Raw genomic sequence first — 21,827 nt, forward strand, 5'->3', positions numbered from 1 at the left:
CAGTGTTGCACGGTTAGGTTCTTTCGAGTATAGTTTTAATACTTATCTATCAATCTTTTTTTTTGCTGGGTATATTCTTGCTCGGTTATCAACTCTTTATCATACAACTCTTTAAGTTTAATCAGCTTATCTTCTAATGTGGCTTCATCAACTAACATATTTTTATCCAACATCAAATCATGCTTTTCGTTTATCTTTCTTTCTGAAACAGTTGCACCCTCCCCAAAAACATATTTGATATCAAATATTTGGGAACTCCCATGAATGCATAAAAAACTTAATCCCCAGCCTTCAAGAGTTGTTGGGCGATCAGGACAATTAAAATAAATATAAGCAGTTTTTTTTTCACCTGGTATTATATCTGCGTCAGTAAGAAATGTATTCGTTATATACTTACGAATTTTAGCATTGGCCTTTCCAGCCTTAGTCCCTGATATAGTACCGAAAATAATTCCACCTGCAACTCCACTAACAACACTACGCTTTACAACGCTGTAACAAGCCTGATCTTTTGCTTGATCAAGAGACATTTTAGAAACAGTCATACCATTTGGCCGTAATAATTTAATTGAATTAGTATTAATTTTTATGAAATCACTTGAATGATTTGCAATTTTAAATTCAATGGGAACCATGTAATGATGCATTGATGGTTTATCTGTTATATACCCATTATAAAATCTAAATTTAGCCTCCAATTTTAAAGAGATTTCATCTATTATATCAACATATCCACCATTAATAGATATCGCACCAGGAGCAATTTGCTCTTTACTCTCAAGTGCAGCTAATGCAGAATTTGCTTTTTCAATATTACTTGAAGATATTATTTTGGCAGAATCAATTGCCTTTGACAAAATAGTGACGTTTTCCTTTGTATTCGGCATTATATATGCTAATGTCTTTATGGCATAAACGCGAATATCTTCATCAGACTCAGTTTTTATAAAATCAACGATACCTGGAATGGCATCCGCAGCAGCCTCTTTTTGTCGTGAAATACACTTTAATGCTTGAACTCGCGTTTTATCGTTCTCATCATCAAGTGCAAAAACAAGTGCAGGAATTGCCTGAGTAGATAAAAGCTGGCCTTTTTGAAGGCCATAATTTTGATACCAAGCTCCGCCGGAACAACCGATAAAAAATACACCAACCATAATCATCCAAATCTTTTTCATATCACATCCTTTGGTACTCAAAAACGACACCTATGAGCTTTTTAACCTTGTCAATACTATCTGAATCAGGATGCCCAGGATAACCAGGAATTACAGGATAAAAATCATGAGCATCTTGTAAATCCTGGTTATCCTGATTCAGACAAATTCAATAAATGCCAAAAAGGTGTCGCTTTTGAGTTGGTATATTCCGATTTCTGACTTAACACTTTTCTGAAAAATACACCTCAAAAAGGAGATGATTCTCCGGAAAGTGTAACGCTGTAAATGAAAGATGCCCAAGTAATTCATGCAAACTCATTTTTTCCAGGCTTGAATCTGTCCGTTCAACCACTCAATCCATTGATCAAAACCCTCTTCGGTCTTTGCAGAAAGTTTAAATACCGGCATCATTGGATGTACTGTCTTCATATTATTTACGGCAAGGTCAGCATCTACATCAAGATAGGGCAAAAGATCAATTTTATTAAGAATAGCTGCATCAGCAACCTGAAACATCAATGGATATTTAAGGGGTTTATCCTCTCCTTCTGTGACACTCAAAACCACCACCTTGACATTTTCACCAATATCAAATTCAGCAGGACAAACCAAATTTCCAATATTTTCAACAATCAGAAGATCAAGGGAATCAAGCGTCATCTCCCTTGCAGCTTTGTCAATCAAATGTGCTGCCAAGTGGCAATCTCCACCAAACTGATCGGTATTGATCTGAACCACTGCTGCCCCTGTTGCTTCAAGACGGTCAGCATCATTTCTTGTACAGATATCCCCTACAATGACCCCTGTTCTTGTTTCCGGCATGATTCTTTTCAGAGTCTTACAAAGGGTTTCTGTCTTGCCTGAGCCTGGAGAACTCATCATGTTAAGAACAAAAACCCCTTTTTCCCTGAAATAATTGCGATTTTTGTCAGCCATTGTTTCATTGACTTCCAGCACTTTTTTCTGAATAGTTATCTCCACTTTATAATCACCTTATTTTTTATAGTTTTCCCGATAATTTAGTTTACTGAATTTCTCTTTTCCCGACTTTAAGAAAATTATGCAATCATTGGACTATTCGTAGGATACAGAATCAATTTTTGCGCCATTGGTAGATACAGGCCAGATTAATCGGCAAGCTCCAGGGATGAAATCTCAAGTTCCCTGCCAGACAGAATTTCCACTGCCCCATCACGGCATGATGGACATGTAAAGACAGGGCCGTCAACTTCCCATTGATGAGCACATGCCTTGCATTTAACCACAACAGGCACCTTTTCAATCACAAGCTTTGCTCCTTCAAGGGAGGTATCCTTGGTTATGATCTCAAAGCAGAATTTAAGACTATCCTCCACAACGGCTGCGAGATTGCCGATCCTTAAATTCAGTTTTTCAACCTTTGGATTTACAATATCAGATGGTATGGAAGCAATGGCAATATTGACCATCTGCTGGGCAACTCCCATTTCGTGCATTTGTCTATTTCTCCTTTTTACCGTGAAAACACATTCTGTTTTCATGATCGGGGGTGGCCGAAATATCATTTGGCCATGAGGGTTTACCTTGGAAATGGATACAATTTTCCGTATTCAGGGATGGCTGGATGGCAGCCATGACCGTTTACTCAAAGTCGAACAGTTAAGCCAGGCCACTTATGGGGGCATTTTTCAGCTTCAGAGAAATTCAGGCTCAATGAATAATGTTCAATGTGTCAAGCGGACAACCTCTGTTCATTATCAATCTGCTGAAATGATAAATACGGAAGATTTGAATGCTCTCTGGCGTGTTCTATAGTCATGCTTACTATATTTCCATGTATGTCAACGTCAAGATAGACATTCTCGGAAACCTCTATAGTTTCATTTATGTCCTTATTTGAAAATTCAACGAGTGCGGTATCTGTGTCTGGGAAAAATTTAATTTTCATCCTGCATGCCTCTCTTAAAATTTCTGTCAAAAAAAGCGTTGTGTACTGTCTCCCCATCTTCCAGAAGAATAACTCTTTTATAGGATAATTTTCAAACAAAACGCTGAATTACCCGCTTAAATGCCGGAATGGATTTAATTATTGTCTCATCTTCAACGCAGAAGGCAAGCCTGAAATAGCCAGGCGCTCCAAAACCGCTTCCTGGAACAGCAAGTATCAATTCATCCAGAAGCGCACGGACAAATTCAACGTCATCTTCTATTGGAGAACGTGGAAAAAGATAAAATGCACCTGGTGGTGTAACAAAATCATAACCTGCATCACTTAAGCCTTTGCAGAAGATATCCCTCTTTCTTTTATATGCACCAATATCAACGCTTGCTCCTTGAATCATTGGCAGTACCCGTTGCATGATGGCAGGTGCATTTACAAAGCCAAGAATCCTGTTTGTCAGGGTCATGGCCTGGCGAAGTTTATCCCTGTATTCTGCTTCTGGATTAATGGCAAGATAGCCTATTCTTTCTCCCGGGAGTGAAAGATCCTTTGAGTGGGATGTTGCTACAATACTTTCATTGTAACATTTAAAAACAGGAGGAACCGTGACATTATCAAATACTATTTTCCGATATGGTTCATCAGATACCAGATAGATGACTTTACCATATTCGTGGCTCTTTTTTCTTAGAACAGTTCCAAGCTCATCAAGACTTTTGGCAGAATATATCTGTCCTGTGGGGTTATTTGGGGAGTTTATAAGTATTACCCTGGTATTTTTGGTAATAGCTGCCTCAACAGCCTCTATATTAAGGGTAAAATCATCCTTTGAAGGTACTGTTTTTAAAACACCACCATGATTTTCTGCATAAAATGAGTACTCGACAAAAAAGGGAGAGGAGACAAGCACTTCATCTCCAGGGTTTAAAAGAGCTTTAAATATTACATTCAATCCACCGGCTGCGCCACAGGTTATAATGATATCATCTGCTGTAACTTCAGCAGACTGCTCTTTGCGAATATTCTCGGCAATGGACTCCCGAACAAAAGGAAAACCACTATTGGGCATATATCCGTGAACCCATCTGTCCCTGCTTGATGCAACCTTTTCAAGGGCTGACTGAAACTCGTCAGGTGGTGATAAATTGGGGTTGCCAAGACTGAAATCAAAGACATTTTCACTGCCATGCTCCGCCTTAAGGGCTGCTCCCTGCTCAAACATTTTCCTTATCCAGGATGATTTTACAAGACTCTGTTCAATTTTTGCTGCAATTGTCATATTAAATGATTTCTCCAGTTTTTTTCCGTGAAAACAGATCAGATTTTCATATTATGGGATTATTGACACCAAAACATATCTGTTTTGGGCATCTTTCATTTGCCAGTTTACACTTTCCCTAACAGAATGCCCGTTTTTAGGGGATCCTGTTCTGGAAAGTGTAAAGTACTTTCTGTATGATATGAAGGATGCCCTGTTTTGTACTATTTATTTTAATCCACACTCAAGCCTTGAATAAAACGATTTTTTGAAAAGATTAAAACTGCCTTGGGCTACAGCCTGCCTTATGTTTGCCATAAGGGTTAAATAGTAATGAAGATTATGAATTGTATTCAATCTGTAGGCCAGAAGTTCACGGGATTTGTAAAGGTGCCTAAGATATGCTCTGGAGTAGTTCCGGCAGGTATAACAGTTACAAGATTCATCAACAGGAGCTTCATCCATTTTAAATGCGGCATTGGATATATTCAAAGTTCCCCCTGATGTAAAAAGCTGACCATTTCTGGCATTCCTTGAAGGCATAACGCAGTCAAACATATCCACCCCCATACCAACAAGTTCAACCAGGTTTTCCGGTGTACCCACTCCCATTACATATTTTGGCTTTTCATAGGGAAGCAACGGAGCTGTATGGTCGGCCATCTCGTACATCATCTCGGTTGGTTCACCCACACTTAACCCTCCAATGGCATATCCGGGAAAATCAAGATCCTCAAGCTGCTTTGCAGAAAGAGACCTCAACTCCTTGTACATCCCCCCCTGCACAATACCGAAAAGTGCATTGGGTTTGCCATTGTCACGCCAGAACTCAAGACCGCGTTCCGCCCACATGGTCGTTTTTTTCAGTGCTTCCATTGTGGCACCCTTATCTGCCGGATGCCCAATACACCAGTCAAGTGACATCATAATATCAGAACCCAATAGAGACTGGATCTCCACAGCCTTCTCAGGAGTAAAGATATGTCGGGAGCCATCAATGTGGGATTGAAAGTCAACACCTTCATCACTGAACTTTGCAAGCTTTGCCAGGGAGAAAAACTGAAAGCCCCCACTGTCGGTCAAAATGGGTGAATCCCAGTTCATGAAATGGTGAAGCCCTTTCATATGATCAATAACATCACACCCTGGCCTCAGATAAAGGTGATAAGTGTTTCCAAGGATGATCTGTGCACCACAGTTTTTAAGCTCTTCAACAGAAACAGACTTGACACTTGCAAGTGTGCCCACCGGCATAAAAATCGGGGTCTGGATTTTTCCATGAGCTGTATTAATAATTCCGGTACGGGCTCGGGTTTCCGGACATCTGGTTAATATTTCAAACAAAACATTTTCTCCAAAGCATTATGTATGTTGCACTGTCAAAGGCAGAAAAAAAATTATAAACAAGGATTGAATGTTGCCGCAAAAAGTTAAAGAACACCAAACTGCTGTTAGTGCTACTTCAAGTTCATCAAAATCGACACCTTGCTATTTTTTTATCAGATAAGCATACAAGTGTTAACTAAATCTGGACAAGCCAGAGCCAAAGAGGTTTTCCGATTCTCTTGCCAAAAAAATACAAAAATCGGAAATATGAAACTAAAAAACACCTCAATATAATCAACACTTCGGACATTTTTTCTAAGTACCTATTTTTATTGAACCCATTATTTCGGGTTTTAAAATACCTGGTTCAATAGTTTCAATAGGTTATCTTTTCAAGATACCTTGATATCAAAAAACTGTCCATCATAAAAAACAAATTAGTCTGGCAATATTCGTGGATTAGATCTACATTAAAGAGACATCTCCTCAAAAAATAAAAATAATGAAATTATGGCATCTTTCATTTATCGGTTTACACTTTTCTGAACCATGATTTTCATGATTAAGGGATTTTCTTGATTATTCATCATGTTAATCCTTAAATCCTTTAATCATGGTTCAAAATTTTCCGAAAAGTGTAAACTACTTTTGAGCTGATATGAAGGATGCCGAAATTATAGTCTATTGTTCGTTATGGAGGACACATGCAACAGAATCAACTCAGTATAAAATATCCTCAAAATTGGTTGGATACGCTTCAGCTAACACAGCAATCTTTTGAAGAGGAAGCCAAAATGGCAATGGCTGTTAAATTGTTTGAAATGAAGCGCCTCTCTTCAGGAATGGCTGCAAATCTTGTCGGCATGCCCAGAACTAGTTTTCTACTCAATCTTCATCGTTTCAATGTGTCCATGATCGATCTTGATGAAGATGAACTGCTATCGGATATTAAAAATGCCTGAACCAAAACAACTTGTCATGAATACTGGCCCCATCCTGGCTTTGATTGCAGGGTTGGGTAATTTACAAATTTTAAAATCGTTATATGATCGGGTCATTGTTCCTTATGAAGTTTGTCATGAAATTATAGCCGGTGGTTTGACAGGATTCGGTACCACAGAGTTCAATGACGCTGATTTTCTTGATAAATTGAGCGAACCCACAATCGTCCAGCCACATTTACAGAATTCTTTGGATTTGGGTGAAGCTTCAGTTATTCAGACCGCACTCGATAAAATGATACAAACCGTCTGCATTGATGAGCCTGTTGGCAGAAGAATCGCTCGCTTGAACGGTTTAAAGCTAACCGGAACCCTCGGCATAATGATTCGTGCCAAAAAAGAAGGGCACACATTTTTGTTACGAGAAGCTATCGATAACATGCAAACACATGGTATTCATTTAAGTGACAAAATTATCTCATTTGCACTTAAGCAGGTCAGGGAATAGAAAGAATTTTCATAACTACTCAGACATAATAAACACATGATACGGTATGTTTCTTGTCATGACTCACAACATATAGATTGAACAGCCAAGCTTTCTTTCTTAAAGATTGTTTTTTGGGCATCCTTCATATCATACAGAAAGTGTAAACTGGGAAATGAAAGATGCCGTTTTTTGAGTGATAAAATTACAATATATTGTTATTTACTATTTCATAAAAAACAAAATGTAGTGCCTGAGTGGTTACGATTTTTTTCTGATATCCGAAAAAACTTTACAGTATATTCAACAAAAGGCTGACGCTCCAAGTCTCATTCAATAAACATTGCATCTCCATAGCTGAAAAAGCGATATTTTTTTTCCACAGCCTCTTGATACGCTCCAAGGATCATCTTTCTGTCACAAAAAGCAGAGACCAGCATCAACAAGGTCGATTCAGGCAAATGAAAATTTGTGACCATTGCATCAACGACTCTGAACTGATATCCAGGATAAATAAAAAGATCGCATGTACCACTTCCGCTTTTTACAGCATCTGTCAGTAAAGATTTTCTTTCAGAAGCGTCTGACTGATAACAGTGATCATCCAAAGAATGCTGAAGAGTTTCAGCCTGGAGTGCCGCATATTCAAGGGTTCTTACAGAAGTTGTACCGACAGCTATGACGCGGCGTCCCTCTTTTTTTGCACTGTTGATGGCACGGGCACACTCCTCTGAGATGGAGAAAAACTCCGAATGAATCTGGTGTTCCCTTATATCTTTCACCCGGACAGGGGAAAAAGTCCCATACCCGACATGAAGGGTTATCTCGGCAAACCTTATGCCTCTTTTTTTCAAACGTCCAATAAGCCCATCAGTAAAATGAAGTCCTGCTGTGGGAGCTGCCACAGCCCCTTCCTTTGAGGCATATACTGTCTGGTAATTTAACCTGTCCCTTTCTTGAAGCTCCCTCTTTTGCCCATCTCTTCTGATGTAGGGCGGGAGGGGGATTTGGCCGTATTTTGCAAGTTCTTCAGTAAAATCACCTTTACAGAAAAAACTTACCATAAAAACAGCACCCAGATTCTCTTCAACCCTTGCCCTGATACATCCATCACCTGAACCAATAGCATTTTCTACATTGGAGTAAAGGAAAAGAAAAGTACCTGCTTTCGGACTCTTTGATGCACGGATCATGCACTCACACTGAAATATACCCTTTTCCTCCTGCATACGCACTCCACCCGCGTAATCAAGAAGAAGAACCTCAACTTTTCCGCCGCTTTGTTTCACGCCCTTCAGCCTTGCCGGAATAACTTTTGTGTTATTAACAACAACAAGATCTCCATCCCTCAACATAAGTTCGATTTCTCTGAAGCTGTGGTGGGAAGTCCTGCCGTTTTTTCTGTCAAGATGCATCATTCTCGATGAATCTCTCTGGGCAACAGGATATTGGGCAATCAGCTCTTCGGGAAGGCTATAGCTATAATTTGACAATAAATACAATAGTCACCAAAATCTTTTATTATAAAATATTTTTTCCCAAATAGACTATTCCCAATCCTAAAAACATGAGAATAGCACCAAACCTTCTCAATGCATTTTCCGGAAGTTGGGTAACCATTGCAACCATTTCCCTCATCTTTTCAGGAAAAGCAAAATAGGGCAATCCTTCAACAATCATAACCATTCCAATAACGCATAGAAAAAATTTCATATACCCCCACGGCGGTTTAGCTCCACAATTGAAAAGATGAAAATATTCTGCTGGAATTCCATAAGGCAGAAGAGACTATAACACAAAAAATTAATATTGATAAATCAAATCATCGGGGTTATAAGATATATCTGGAATTATTCATAAAAACGATTATTACGTCTCTCTGATGCAATAAAAGAGAGAAAACCAGAACATTATTAAACCGTAGAAGCACAGGCTTTTATCCGTAAAAAAACGGGCATCTTTCATATCAACCCCAGAGTAGTTTACACTTTTTTGATGGAAAACTCCGATAGATGGACATGGTTTTCCAGAAAGTTTAAGGCGGTGGATTAAGGATGCCAGAAAACGGGCTTTTTTTCAGACCACACAATTATTTCAACACTTTTCAAAATTATCAGGAATAAAGATTATGCAGTACGAACCTGTAATAGGACTTGAAGTTCACGCCCAACTGAAAACAGAAACAAAAATATTTTGCGGCTGCTCCACAAAATTTGGTGCTCCACCCAATGCAAACACCTGCCCTGTATGTACAGGTATGCCTGGAGTTCTTCCTGTATTAAATAAAAAAGCTGTCACATTTGCCATCAAAAGTGCCATTGCCACAAACTGCACCATTGCAAGGGAAAGCAGGTTTGACAGAAAAAACTACTTTTATCCGGATCTGCCCAAGGGCTACCAGATATCCCAATATGCTTACCCCATTGCAGAACATGGCCATCTTTCAATAGAGATTGAAGAGGGGCTTGAAAAGATAATTGGCATAACCCGAATCCATATGGAAGAGGATGCAGGCAAGCTTATCCATGAACCGAGACGGGACAGAAGCATGGTTGATCTAAACCGTACAGGTGTCCCTCTTGTTGAAATTGTCAGCGAACCAGATATAAGATCTCCGGCAGAAGCTGCTGCCTATCTAAAAAAACTTCATGCAATCCTGCGATATATTGATGTTTGTGACGGCAATATGGAACAGGGAAGCTTCCGCTGTGATGCCAATATCTCCCTCAGACCATTGGGAGAGGAAAAATTTGGTACCAGGACAGAATTGAAAAATCTAAACTCATTCAAGCATGTTGAAAAAGCTATTCAATATGAAATTCAACGTCAGGCATACATCCTTGATGAAGGGAAAAATGTTATTCAGGAGACAAGGCTCTGGGATCCTGCCAAAAACATAACTAAATCCATGAGGGGCAAGGAAGATGCGCATGATTACCGCTATTTCCCAGACCCAGATCTTGTTCCCCTTATTGTGGATGATGAGTGGATAAACAGTGTAAAGGCTGATATGCCGGAACTTCCGGACGAAAAAAAGATGCGATTCATAAAAGAGTATGCCCTTACTGACTATGATGCTGCTGTATTGACATCATCCAGGGAACTTGCAGACTACTTTGAGGAGACAGCAAAAAAAATATCAGACAAAAAACTTGCTGCAAACTGGATCATGGGACCTGTAATGGGGCTTGTTAAATCTGAAGGCAATGCAATTGAAACCCTTCCTGTTTCATCAGCGTCACTTGGAGAGCTATTACAACTTCTTGAAAATAACACAATAAATGCAAACGGAGCAAAAATAGTTTTTGAAAAGCTTGTCAACTCAGACCAATCACCTGCGTCCCTTGTTAAAGATATGGGGCTTGAACAGGTATCTGACCAGTCAGAGCTTGAAGGCGTAGTTGATGAAATCCTTGAGGCAAACCCTGCCGAACTCAACTCATACAGAGAGGGTAAAACCAAGCTGTTCAGCTTTTTCATGGGGCAGATAATGAAAAAAACAAAGGGAAAGGCTGACCCTAAGATAATAACAGAACTGCTGAAAAAGAAACTTTAATAGCGGAGTACACCTTGATAAAACTATTTTTCGTATTTTTTTGCATTGCATTTCAAATAGTTATAACCCCTGCAACACTGTTGGCCAGCAATGAGCTCAATGCTGAGGAAGGGATTAAAAAGATTGCCATTATACCATTTACAATAAATTCTGAAAACAAGACGCCGTACATACAGAAAGGAATCTTTGACATGCTATCGTCAAGATTATCCTGGAAAGATCACGTTGTAACTGCATCTTTATCGGAAATTAGAGAGATTATCTCATCACTTCATATGGCAGGTGGCTATCCTGGCAATGAAAAACTTGAAAACATGGCATCTGCATCAGAATCCGACTATGTTGTTTATGGAAGCCTCACTGAATTTGATGGTGCCTTCAGCCTTGATACTATAATATTCAATCCTGTATCAGAAACAAAGAGCACATTCTCTGTTCAGGCAAAGTCCATTGAAGAACTCATATCAAGGGTGGAAGTAGTGGCAGCCCGCATAAATATGGAAGTTTTCAACAGAAAAACAGCAGCACTTTCAATTCTGGAACAGGAAGAGAACAACAAGAAAAACGCCACTGAAAATATCCGTACAAACCCTGAAAAATTAATGGGTGGAACTGCTCTCCAGGATGAGGATGATGAGACAAACAAACCATTCTGGAAATTCTGGGGAAATGGTGTCGGCAACGACGGTGAACCAGACTCGTATTCACAAGACAAAACAGAAGAAGATGGAGAGAAGGTAATACTTCTCCCGACAGAGGATAACGATGAGGAGGATGAGCTTAAAAAGAAAAAACCTTTCTGGCAATTCTGGTAATCTGGCAGTTCTCGTAATCTGGCAGTTCTCGTAATCTGGCAATTCTGGTAATCTGGGGCTTCTGGTAATCTGGGGCTTCTGGTAATATATTCACTCAAAATCGACACCTATAACATCTTGAGCCTTGTCAATAATCTGAATCAGGATTCCCAAGATTATCAGGATAAGGCAGGATTATCTATCCTGAACATCCTATCCATCCTGGTTATCCTGATTCAGACAAATGCAATAACTTCTAATAAACCTCCATGTTTGCTGACGCATCACAACGAAACATGAAAGTAGTTATATATCAGCATGTTATGGAGACTTTCTAATAAAAATACAAAAGGGGAGCAGAATATTTTCTGCTCCCCCTTTTTCATGCAATAGTAAAAATACTACACAAAAAACTGAATTTTAAACATCAGCAAAACTAAAAGGTTACTGTCAACGAATGATAAAGGGTATATATCTCGGTTTCAACATTAGGATCAACCACACCACCGCTTGCTCTGGTTGACCAGTAGTCACCGCCGTCAAGATATGCTCCTATTGCTTTATATTGAAGGTTGTCTGTCAGATTCCAGGTAAAGGTTACATCACATTCCATTCCCTGATCATCATCATACCCTTCTCCTTCAGGAACTTCATCAGCGGTGGATAAGGCACCTATTACACCAAGGTTTATATTTTCTGTTACATCAAAATCAAACCCTGCGTAAAACATCTGATATCCATCACACATTGCTGTTGAAGGTGTCGCAAAACCGTTACCAACATGGTTTCCAACTCCATTTCCAAGGGTTGTATTCATGCCGTGATCGTCAGCATTGAGAATAAAAAGCTTTGCCCAGTCAACACCGGGAGAAACAAATCCCATTGACTCAATATCATTATCTGTATAGTCAGCATCGCCTTTTGTATGGGCAAATCCTGCCTCAATACCAAACGCACCAAAATCATAACCTGCTTCTGCAAAATAACCAAATGATTTTACATCTCTGTCTTCTACACCAGGGACATCATATTCAGTGGTTCCAAATACATAATCAAGCTCTGCCTGAATGGTCAGATTGCCGAATGTACCCTGGAAATAGGGGGCAAGAAGATATACTTTTCCTTCGTTTGTTGGGCCTCTTCCGGAAGTAGATGAGATGGCGGTTAACGAAGAAGCATTCACGTCATTTGCCCAGTCGCCATCAATTGCAGCAGCATAGGTCTGTGCCTGGGCAGCAGCAGCAGCAGCAGAAGCAGCATCACCGGCAGCAGCATATGCAGCAGCAGCATCAGCGTAAGCCTTGGCAGTGCCGGCAGCAACAGCATTTGTACCATACCATGCTGCATATGAAGTAAAACTGTCGCCCATATCATTATCCGCAAGATATGTTCTATAGTCAGAATCGTTTCCATTGGCTTTGTATGAATTTGTCACATCTTCCACTGCAAATGCCTGACCAGGATCCTGGAATCTTTTAAAATTATAGAAAGCGGAAAGAAGACCAGTTGAATATTTTTCAGTTTTATAGGTCAAGCCGATATAGTATTTATCATTGTCCATATCACTTACAGCAGTGCCCATGTCATTTTCAGTTACTTTTTCTGCAACAGCACCAAAATAGAGCTTTCCTTCTCCCATGGGAATTGGCAGAACGTATTTTATTCTGTCAGTATCTGATTCATCATCACAAAAGGTGGTTCCCCAGGTAATACCCTGCATTCTACCAACCTGGAAAAGACCTATTGGGCTTATGTATGACAGATATGCTCTGTCAAAGTCAATGTTGTCATCATCAATGTCACTGTCCCAGCCATTTCCATCATCACCATTGGCAAAGGCAGAGTCATTTGAACTCAGAACTTTTTCAAGAGCGTCAAAACGTGTGGACAGGGAGAGATTGTCACTGATTTTAAAATCCGTCTGTACACGGAGTCTCATCTGGCGGTAATCACTTGATGCATCAGTATCAAGCATGTTTTCATTTGAATTATAGATTCCTTCAACATAAAACTCACCACTGAAATCTACTTCAAGGGCTGCAGCCGGCAGAGCCAGCCCCAGGATAAAACAGGAAAACAGCACACAAAGTACAACTTTTTTCATCTTTTTCTCCTTAATTTACTTCTGGTTAATATTCCTCCTCCAAATTATACATAAGACTTATCTTTGATTTTCGTTAAACGGAATCTTTTGCAAACACCTAAAATAAAACCAATGTAATTTGTAAAGGCATAGCATAAATAATTGGGTTTAAGTAACTTACCTAAGGCCCTCGCAAGTCTGTAAGAGTTAGCTGGGGTTGAGATGAATAGGCAAATTATTAAAAATCAATTCATAAGGGGATTCCATAAAACAGAATCATTGATAAATCACTAAGTATCAAACTTGTCATCTTGTGGAAGTGCAACCATTGAAATGTAAAGGCAACCATTGAAATCAGCTACAGAAAATTCAGGTGTCAGGACAGGTGTTGATATTGTTTCTTTATACACACGATCTTAATATTGTCAAGTGTTTTATCTGGTAAACGCCGTTATTAATTATTTCAATATCTTCTCAACAACAACCGTTGTGTTATTTTTATCCAAAATTGTTCCACTGTTCTTTATCAACATATATGCCAACTCTTTTCCTGTTTCTCCATCTAAGTCATCAAAAGAGATATCTGCTATATAACCTCCAACAGGAGATTCCTGCAACAAGCTTAACATATTCATGTTCTTCCATGTCATTATCTCTACATAGCCCTGATTAAATTTTCTGAAACCAGAGAGGTATCCCTTTGCTACATCCTCATTTATAAAAGTGATAACCTCATCACCACCGTCATTATTCAAATCAGCCAAAAAAATGCGTTGACTCAGATATCTTCTTTTTTTAAGCTGATTTGTCCCCATATCTTCGTCAATAAATAGTGCTGTTGACCCGAAAGCGCGGCCACTCTTCCACATTTTTTGACCACTTTCACTACCCAGATTCAAATAAGAGTCTTCATCAAGCCATATAAAGGAGCTTGTTTCAGCCATTGCAGATTGTTCTTTGCCATGTTCCACCGTTTTTCCAACTGCAAGGCCAAATAGTTCAAAAGAGGATGGAATTTGTTTGGTCTTCTTGATAATATGGCTACCCTCAAGCCCAATTTCATAAATGGGGCCGATGAATGTATCCTCAATGCCTCTTTTTTGCCCCATAAGAATGTCACGGTCATTGTATGGAATCTTCCTGAAGTACCAGCCTTCATCCTGAAGCAAAGTCTCAAATTGAGAGCCATTCCACTCCAGCACAAAGGAGCGGAGTCGGTTACCCCTGCCAAGGGCTGTCACCCATGCTTCTGCCCTGCCGTTTCCATTTGCGTCAGCAGCATCCACACTAATTTGGTCAATATAGTGACCAACCTTATATTCACCCTTCCTTACAAGCTGATTATGGCCAAAAGTGAATAAAAAAAGATTATGGGCATCAATAATCACAAGCTCCTTTATCCCATCGCCATCAAAATCAGCAATTGTCATGCTCCGGGCTTCCATATCAAGATTCCGGCTTCTGAAAAGCTCACTTCTATGAATTTTTCCTGAAGTTTCTTTTGAAGAGAAGGATGAGTCGGGTGCAATTGCGGCTGTGCTATCCCTAGAAAAGAGGGTGGATTTCCTGGAAACCGAAAAGGATGGCTCCTGTGAGGTGGCGGCACGGTTTTCTTTTGCTCCAGAGTCAGACAAAGATACAATACTATCAGAAGCTAACGTATCACCCCTTAGAAAACCTTTAATTTTGCCGGAAATAACAGAAGCATGACGCATGACATCTCCTATTCCACTTCCATTTTCCGAGAAATAGTGAAGTTCTGGGGAGTAGGCTGAAGCATCAGAGGAAGACAATGAAAAAAGCATAAGCCTGACATCACTGCTTACACTCTCTCCAACAATGGTTATTGTTCCCACAATAAAAGCTTCAATACCTTGCAACTCAGGAATCACTGCTATCTTGTCACGATTAAGTTCATCGTTATTGAGATCAATTCCGGAAGGAACAGTGTCAAAACATTTGACTTCAAAAAGGCCGTCAGCAGCAATACGGCTGCAAAGCATCTTGCCCATGCCCTGACCGATAAATGAATAATCCTCTTTTGCAATAACGTTGAATGGAAAAACAGCAACTTTAATTTCAGATTTTGCACCCCTTGCAGTAGCTGTTTTTATTAGATCATTATTTTTCAAGGGCAATATTGATTGGATTGATATTACAAAAAAAACAAGGAGGGTCAAATAAATAGTATTGCGATTATTGCGTATGATATTTTTTATCATTATAAATACTCAAATTTTAAACGATTTTAAATAATGAGGAAGATGAAGTGACAGCATTTTTTACGGTGGGATAAAAACAGGTTAAGCCAGACAGAACAAAAAATATCTCCATCTGGCTTAACTCACATTTTTCAATTAAAAATCAATCAAACAAATGTTTTTTTTAGAAACTCAAGCTAAGTCTTGCACCCAGCTCATAGGGATTTGCATCATCAGCGAACTGAAGACCAGTTGTTGGATCCTGTGTGGTTCTGTCGCCAGCAAAAAGGTAAGCACCGATAATGTCAAGATTCAGATTCTGAACCAGCTCATAGGTAACAGCAAGATCAACTTCAAAACCAAGATCTTCCTCTCCACCGATCACGTCTTTTTCAACAAGAGTTGCATACCAAAGGTCTGCAGAAAGTTTCAGTTTATCCATTGGTTTTACAGTTGCACCAAAGTTATATGCAATAATGTTGGAGATCTTGTCACCACAAGAACCATTGGATACCATATCATCCATCATACCATAACCCATGATCTCAGCCCAGTAGTATGACTGGCCATACCAAGAACCCTGAGAAGGTACCCAGAACTCATTAAGCTCATTATCATTTTCTTCAATATCATCGCCAGATGCGTAGAAAATCTGTCCATGAATATTAGCCATTCCAAGTCCAACATCAACACCAGCAGCAGCAAGATATGCAGAAACATCCAGATCCTCACCAGCAGCATTATCTATTGAACCAGTCTCATAAAGGCCGGTAAACCATACACTTGCAGCACCCATGTTAGCGTCAACATCAAGGCCAAGGAAAACAACGTTCATATCTTCAGCATCAGCAAGAACGTCATTAATTTTTGGATTAACGCCATTAAAACTGTAATCTATACCTGTACCCTGAATAGCAGGATTCCAAGTGCTGATATCATCAGAAGTTGCCCAAAGCAATATAGGATTTACTTTTATATCGCCGGCTGAGAAAGATGGAGCAAATGCAAGATAGTCAACATCAGCATCATCTGCATCCATGCCATTTCCACCTTCATAAGGCCTGATCCAGATGAAAGGAAGGGTGAAATTTCCACCGTTAAAGCTTACAACAGCACCGGTGAAATCATCACAGAAAAGGAAACCACGTGAAAGGCAGGCACTCTGTGTTCCAACCTTTGCATTAACAGGACCTACGCAGAAGTCAGCATAAGTATTTTTGATCTCAAAAACCTTGCCGTCAGCACCGATGTCACCATAACCGGTATCACCCCAGTCTGCATCAAACTCAAACTTGTTGACAAATTTAAGATTGTCATTGATTTTTGCTGTGAAATAGAGACGGGTTCTTGTATCAACTGCATTGTAATCATAAGATTCTGTCTGGTCTTCTCCTGTAAAATTGTTATAGGAGAATGCCCTTGTACGCCAATAGCCACCAAATTCGGCCTCAAACGCAAAAGCTGGCGCAACAAATGCCAGCCCCACAACTGCAATAAAGCATGCAACCAAAAGTTTTTTCATCTTTTTCCTCCTGAAAATTATAAAACCATATTTTTTCTGCAAGCAACATACTACACCATGCAGCATGAAACCCGAAACTGAATCTCAGCCTAACGCCTCCAATCGTCAAACCAAATCCAGTTTTCAATACAGAAAAACAGCACCCTATCATCTTTTTAGAATGCTGAAAGAGCTAAGTAGCAATCTTTTTTCACCATGTCAAGAAAAAAACCGATTAAAAAAAAGCTTTTTTTTAGTCAAATCAGCATAATCACAGTTTTTTTGATTTTGGCAGAAATATTTTTTGAAAAAAAAGCTAACAATTTGAAATTACAGATAGCCTAATGAAACGCTATCTTTTAAAATTATAAGGAATCGGACTTAAATAACTTGCCCATTTACCTCACCCCCCAGCCATCTCCATTATTGGAGAGGGGGAATTTGGGTAAGTTAATTAAACCCTATTACAATGGGGATAGATAAAATTATATTGGGGATAGATTACTTTCATCCAGAAAGCAGTTTAATGTAGAATAGCAAAAATTCTATGCCAAAAACCTAAAATCACTTTACATTCAGATGTTGTGCAGGTAAATTCTATATTTTTTTAAGTTGATATATTTACCCCATTCAGGAGCCACAATTTTGAAATATTTTAAATTTTTTACAATTGCTTTATCATTAGCAGCCTTTTCCTGTTTTCTCAACACATATACAGCATCTGCTGAACCCGTTAAAATCGCCATTACACCTATAACAATTCAATCTGCTGAATCATTAGATTTCCTTGAAAAAGGTATTCAACAGATGCTCATTTCCCGCTTGAATATTTTAAATGTCTCACAGGCAGAACCTGCACCTTCGGGTGATCTTTCACTATATGATACTGATTATATTCTTTCAAGCAATGTTGTTCTCTTTGGGGAAAGTGTGAGTACTGATGCCGTTCTAAAAGACAAAAAAACAGGGAAGATCTTACTTAACTTCAGCAAAACAGGGGAATCAAAAGGAGAAGTCCTTTCACACATAAGCCTTCTTGCAGACACTGTTGCTCAAAAAATTTTAAAACAGGATATCTCGGTTGAATACACTGAAAAAACTGATAATACACCATCATCTGCCCAACAAAAATCAACTGGCGAAGCGCAAACCAATTTTACTGCTGAAACCAAATATACGACTACAAAGAAGAGACTGCCCGAAAAACCAATGAGCCTGTGGAGAAGCAAAAAAATAGAGTCAGAAATTGCAAGCATGTCAGTTGGTAATGTAGCAGGGGGCATACAAAATGAAATTATCACATGTTCAGACAAAACCGTTACAGTTTTCAATTATTCAAGTAATCAGATCACTGTTTTCACACAATTTGATGCAGATGCAAATCAAATTTTTCTCACCGTAGATACTGCCGACCTGAACAACAATGGAGTTGAGGAAATATATGTAACTGCAATAGAGACAAAAACACTAAAGCCGCAATCATTTATATTGGAATGGAAAGATGGGGGCTTTCGCAGCATTCAGAAAAACCTGCAATGGCTTTTCAGAAAATATGGAACAAACAGCAACGACCGAAATATTCTGGCAGGGCAGAAGATGAATAACACTTTTAGTGGACTTGCCCCTGGAGTTTTTAAATTCAGCATGGGTGCTTCCGGAGAACTGAATGGGACAAAACTTAACCTTCCTGAAGATATAAACCTCTACAGCTTCTGTTACGGAGATGCCACAAACAGCGGGTCTTCAGATAGTGTTGCTGCAATTTCCCTTAAAGGCAATCTTTCTGTTTACTCACCGAACGGTGAACTTTTATGGGAAGGAAGTGATGAATATGGAGGCTCAAAGCTTGCCATAAACTATAAAGGAAATTTATATACAAGGGATGACGGTTTTCAGTTAACACCTTTTTACCTTCAACAAAGAATCATGGTCACTGACTTTAATGACGATGGTTCCAACGTTGTAATTGTTGTAAGAAATTCTGACTCAACATCAGGATTACTCGCAAAAACACCTATTTATAAAAAAGGGCATATAGTTTCTTTAAAATGGAATGCAATGGGCTTTGCTCCTGAAAAAAGCACCCAGACTATACCGGGTTACATCTCTGATTTTACTGTAACTGACCTTGATGGAGACGGAAGAACTGAACTTGTCTTTTCAGCAGTGAAAACAGAAGGAATTTTAAGCAATGATATTTCAAGCAGAATATATTCCATGAGTGGGTTCAGCCAGAACATGGATAACATCATGTCTGAATAAGGCATGTTTCATCATGATCTTATCCGGTTCTTTTGAAGCTCTTTTCAATCTCTCTTCTTGAAAATTCAACAATCAAAGGACGCCCGTGAGGACAATGAAAAGGAGCTTGGCAACTGTCAAGCTCCTGCATTAAAGCTTTTATCTCCTCTGATCGCAGGGAATGATTTGCCCTGACAGCATTATGGCAGGATATAAGAATCAGGATATCATCAAGCCAGTCTCTCCCCCCAAATGACTCTACCACGCTGTTTTTCAATGAAGTATGATTTTTTTCTTCAAAAAAGTCATCTTCAACTCCGGATGTCAGAAGCATATCAAGAATATCCATCAGAAGAGGTTTGATCACTTTGTTATCAATAATACCAGGAATTGATTTAATCACAAATGTATTGTCACCAAAAGGCTCCACTTCTATTCCAAGGGTGCTCAGCCCCTTCATAATTTTTTCAAGCAGGGCAGACTCTCTGTAGTTCAATTCAAGTGTTTCAGGAACAATCAATCTCTGGGAAGGCGGTCGGAAAGATATTGATCTTTTTTTCAGCTTCTCAAACACAACCCTCTCATGGGCTGCGTGCTGATCTATGAGAACCATTTTATCTTTGAATTGAGCAACAATATAGGTTCCAAAAAGCTGCCCTATTATATTCAGAGATGCAAAAAAGGAAGAATCTCTTCCCTTATCTGGAATTTTTGATAAAAACCGATCTCCTGACTTTTGTGCTGCAAACTGTCCTTCTGGCTTCAGCGATATAAACGGCTCATCGGAACTTTGTGATCCTGATTTGGAATCGTAATCTTTTCCTGTTTCTGAAGAGTATTGATCTCCTGTTTCTGAAGTGTATTGCTCTACTGTTTCTGAAGAGTCTTGCTCTCCTGTTTCGCAATCATATTTTTGTTCTGTTTCGGAAGCGCACTGTTCCACTGCCATTGACCTATCCATTGCATTAATAGAGTCATATAAATCACTTAAATTCTGTCTGGCATGAAAATTCAATTCATCATTTTCATAATGTGGCACATTACAATCTTGCCATAAACCGCTATCATGATCGTCATCTAAACAAGGCTCATCATGTTTTTTTTCCCAGTCAAAAAGAGAGAGATCAGAATAATCTACCTTTGTTCCTAATGAAGAATTTTTAATTGTCTTCTGTTCCTCTCCTACTTCAAGTGCGTCTGTAGCCCCGCAATATCCAGGTTGAGAGTCAATCTTCTCACATATAATAGAGTTTTCTCCCCTTGAAAGAGCTTCATTAACAGCGGTTGAGACAGCTTCAAACACATTGCCCTGATTGACAAATCGTACCTGAAGCTTTGCCGGATGCACATTAACATCAACCTCATCACAGGGAATCTCCAGAAAAATTGCAGCAACCGGAAATTTCCCTTTCATAATACGCCCCTTAAAGCCACGAACAATTGCAGAGACTATATTACGATCAGAAACAACACGGCTGTTGACAAACAGAAGAATCCTTGCTCCGCTGCTCCTTGTAACAAAGGGGCTTCCAACATAACCTGTAACAATAATATTGCCAGATTGAAATTGAACCGGAAAGAGGCGTTCACTATTACTAAAGTGACCAGTTCCATGCCTACTAACAAGGAAATCACTATCATTTAAATGGCTATCTTGAGAAAGAGAATGATTAGAAAAAACAGATGGCTCATTTCTGTCAAGGCTGTTTTCAACGCCAAGAACTTTTTCTATCCTTGAAAGCATTGAATCTGATGAGGTAAAATGTCTGACAGTGCGCCCATTATGATTAAGGCAAAATGTGACATCAGGAAAAGCAAGTGCAAAAGCTGACACAGAGTCCGCAATATGTCCCATCTCAGTATTTACACTTTTTAAAAACTTTCTTCTGGCCGGTGTGTTGTAATAGATATTTTTAACCTCAACCATTGTTCCGGCAGGTGCCCCGGTATCGCTGACATTAATAAATTTACCACCATCTATCTCAATTTTTACACCATGGCCAGAATCATGGGTTCTTGAAACCAGTGTAAAGCGTGAAATTGAAGCAATTGAAGGAAGCGCCTCACCCCTGAAACCAAAACTTTTAATTGAGAAGATATCTCTGTCATCGACAATTTTACTTGTGGCATATCTTTCAATTGACAAAAGAGCGTTATCCTTAGACATTCCATAGCCGTTATCAGAAACCCGTATCAAATCCCTTCCGCCTTTACTTACCTCAATCAGCAAACTTGTGGCTTTGGCATCAAGGGCATTTTCAATCAGCTCCTTGACAACGGAAACAGGTCTTTCAACAACCTCTCCTGCTGCAATTTTGTTGGAGATGGTCTCAGGCAAAATTCTTATGTCAGGCATAG

The 21,827-nt window shown here is 39.3% G+C and carries 17 protein-coding genes; 5 read left to right on the forward strand and 12 right to left on the reverse strand.

Annotated elements, in window-relative coordinates; all coding sequences use genetic code 11:
- Positions 1-35 precede the first annotated feature (35 nt).
- The 6 genes from MTBBW1_RS19350 to tgt form a co-directional block, all read right to left on the reverse strand.
- Positions 36-1,178 carry an SHOCT domain-containing protein gene (locus tag MTBBW1_RS19350; RefSeq protein ID WP_080806160.1) on the reverse strand — a complete coding sequence of 381 codons (1,143 nt, stop codon included), beginning with the start codon at positions 1,176-1,178 and terminating at the stop codon, positions 36-38.
- A 297-nt stretch (positions 1,179-1,475) separates the two neighbouring features.
- Positions 1,476-2,141 carry a hydrogenase nickel incorporation protein HypB gene (hypB, locus tag MTBBW1_RS19355; RefSeq protein ID WP_080806162.1) on the reverse strand — a complete coding sequence of 222 codons (666 nt, stop codon included), beginning with the start codon at positions 2,139-2,141 and terminating at the stop codon, positions 1,476-1,478.
- 146 nt (positions 2,142-2,287) lie between these two features.
- Positions 2,288-2,635: a hydrogenase maturation nickel metallochaperone HypA gene (gene hypA, locus MTBBW1_RS19360; RefSeq protein WP_080806164.1), complete on the reverse strand. Its 348-nt coding sequence runs from the start codon at positions 2,633-2,635 to the stop codon at positions 2,288-2,290.
- A gap of 236 nt (positions 2,636-2,871) precedes the next feature.
- A complete protein-coding gene (locus MTBBW1_RS19365; protein ID WP_222424110.1) occupies positions 2,872-3,186 on the reverse strand; it encodes a DUF2283 domain-containing protein in 315 nt (104 codons plus the stop codon).
- Complete coding sequence (locus MTBBW1_RS19370; RefSeq protein ID WP_080806166.1) at positions 3,179-4,360, reverse strand: pyridoxal phosphate-dependent aminotransferase; 1,182 nt, start codon at positions 4,358-4,360, stop codon at positions 3,179-3,181. The genes MTBBW1_RS19365 and MTBBW1_RS19370 overlap by 8 nt, the downstream gene beginning before the upstream one ends.
- Positions 4,361-4,567: 207 nt before the next feature.
- Positions 4,568-5,683 carry a tRNA guanosine(34) transglycosylase Tgt gene (gene tgt / locus MTBBW1_RS19375; protein ID WP_080806168.1) on the reverse strand — a complete coding sequence of 372 codons (1,116 nt, stop codon included), beginning with the start codon at positions 5,681-5,683 and terminating at the stop codon, positions 4,568-4,570.
- 686 nt (positions 5,684-6,369) lie between these two features.
- Between tgt and MTBBW1_RS19380 the strand changes: the two genes are divergently transcribed.
- Together MTBBW1_RS19380 and MTBBW1_RS19385 are read left to right on the forward strand one after the other, a co-directional pair.
- On the forward strand, positions 6,370-6,627 hold the full coding sequence (locus MTBBW1_RS19380; protein ID WP_080806171.1) for a UPF0175 family protein: 258 nt from the start codon (positions 6,370-6,372) through the stop codon (positions 6,625-6,627).
- A complete protein-coding gene (locus MTBBW1_RS19385) occupies positions 6,620-7,114 on the forward strand; it encodes a PIN domain-containing protein (RefSeq protein ID WP_080806173.1) in 495 nt (164 codons plus the stop codon). The genes MTBBW1_RS19380 and MTBBW1_RS19385 overlap by 8 nt, the downstream gene beginning before the upstream one ends.
- Before the next feature lie 308 nt (positions 7,115-7,422).
- Here MTBBW1_RS19385 and queA read toward each other — a convergent pair whose 3' ends face one another.
- Positions 7,423-8,586 (reverse strand): tRNA preQ1(34) S-adenosylmethionine ribosyltransferase-isomerase QueA, encoded by a 1,164-nt coding sequence (gene queA, locus MTBBW1_RS19390; protein ID WP_342743945.1) that lies wholly within the window; start codon positions 8,584-8,586, stop codon positions 7,423-7,425.
- Between the two features lie 28 nt (positions 8,587-8,614).
- Positions 8,615-8,806: a DUF2065 domain-containing protein gene (locus MTBBW1_RS19395; RefSeq protein WP_080806175.1), complete on the reverse strand. Its 192-nt coding sequence runs from the start codon at positions 8,804-8,806 to the stop codon at positions 8,615-8,617.
- A gap of 415 nt (positions 8,807-9,221) precedes the next feature.
- Here MTBBW1_RS19395 and gatB point away from each other — a divergent pair, with 415 nt between their 5' ends.
- Together gatB and MTBBW1_RS19405 are read left to right on the forward strand one after the other, a co-directional pair.
- The gene (gene gatB / locus MTBBW1_RS19400; protein ID WP_080806176.1) at positions 9,222-10,649 is read left to right on the forward strand and encodes an Asp-tRNA(Asn)/Glu-tRNA(Gln) amidotransferase subunit GatB; all 1,428 of its coding nucleotides are present in this window, start codon (positions 9,222-9,224) and stop codon (positions 10,647-10,649) included.
- 14 nt (positions 10,650-10,663) lie between these two features.
- Positions 10,664-11,464 (forward strand): hypothetical protein, encoded by an 801-nt coding sequence (locus MTBBW1_RS19405; protein WP_080806178.1) that lies wholly within the window; start codon positions 10,664-10,666, stop codon positions 11,462-11,464.
- 415 nt (positions 11,465-11,879) lie between these two features.
- Here the strand turns inward: MTBBW1_RS19405 and MTBBW1_RS28535 are convergent, their stop codons facing one another.
- The 3 genes from MTBBW1_RS28535 to MTBBW1_RS19420 all read right to left on the reverse strand — a co-directional run bounded on the left by MTBBW1_RS28535 (position 11,880) and on the right by MTBBW1_RS19420 (position 17,249).
- On the reverse strand, positions 11,880-13,547 hold the full coding sequence (locus tag MTBBW1_RS28535) for a hypothetical protein (protein WP_186441516.1): 1,668 nt from the start codon (positions 13,545-13,547) through the stop codon (positions 11,880-11,882).
- A gap of 437 nt (positions 13,548-13,984) precedes the next feature.
- Complete coding sequence (locus MTBBW1_RS19415; RefSeq protein WP_080806181.1) at positions 13,985-15,748, reverse strand: FG-GAP repeat domain-containing protein; 1,764 nt, start codon at positions 15,746-15,748, stop codon at positions 13,985-13,987.
- A gap of 163 nt (positions 15,749-15,911) precedes the next feature.
- On the reverse strand, positions 15,912-17,249 hold the full coding sequence (locus tag MTBBW1_RS19420; protein WP_080806183.1) for an alginate export family protein: 1,338 nt from the start codon (positions 17,247-17,249) through the stop codon (positions 15,912-15,914).
- Between the two features lie 624 nt (positions 17,250-17,873).
- On the opposite strand from MTBBW1_RS19420, the gene MTBBW1_RS19425 reads away from it, so the two are divergent.
- A complete protein-coding gene (locus MTBBW1_RS19425; RefSeq protein WP_080806185.1) occupies positions 17,874-19,490 on the forward strand; it encodes a hypothetical protein in 1,617 nt (538 codons plus the stop codon).
- 19 nt (positions 19,491-19,509) lie between these two features.
- On the opposite strand, the gene mutL is transcribed toward MTBBW1_RS19425, so the two are convergent.
- Complete coding sequence (gene mutL, locus MTBBW1_RS19430; RefSeq protein ID WP_139786825.1) at positions 19,510-21,825, reverse strand: DNA mismatch repair endonuclease MutL; 2,316 nt, start codon at positions 21,823-21,825, stop codon at positions 19,510-19,512.
- Between the last annotated feature and the right edge of the window lie 2 nt (positions 21,826-21,827).

It is taken from the genome of Desulfamplus magnetovallimortis, assembly GCF_900170035.1.
Lineage (GTDB): Bacteria > Desulfobacterota > Desulfobacteria > Desulfobacterales > Desulfobacteraceae > Desulfamplus > Desulfamplus magnetovallimortis.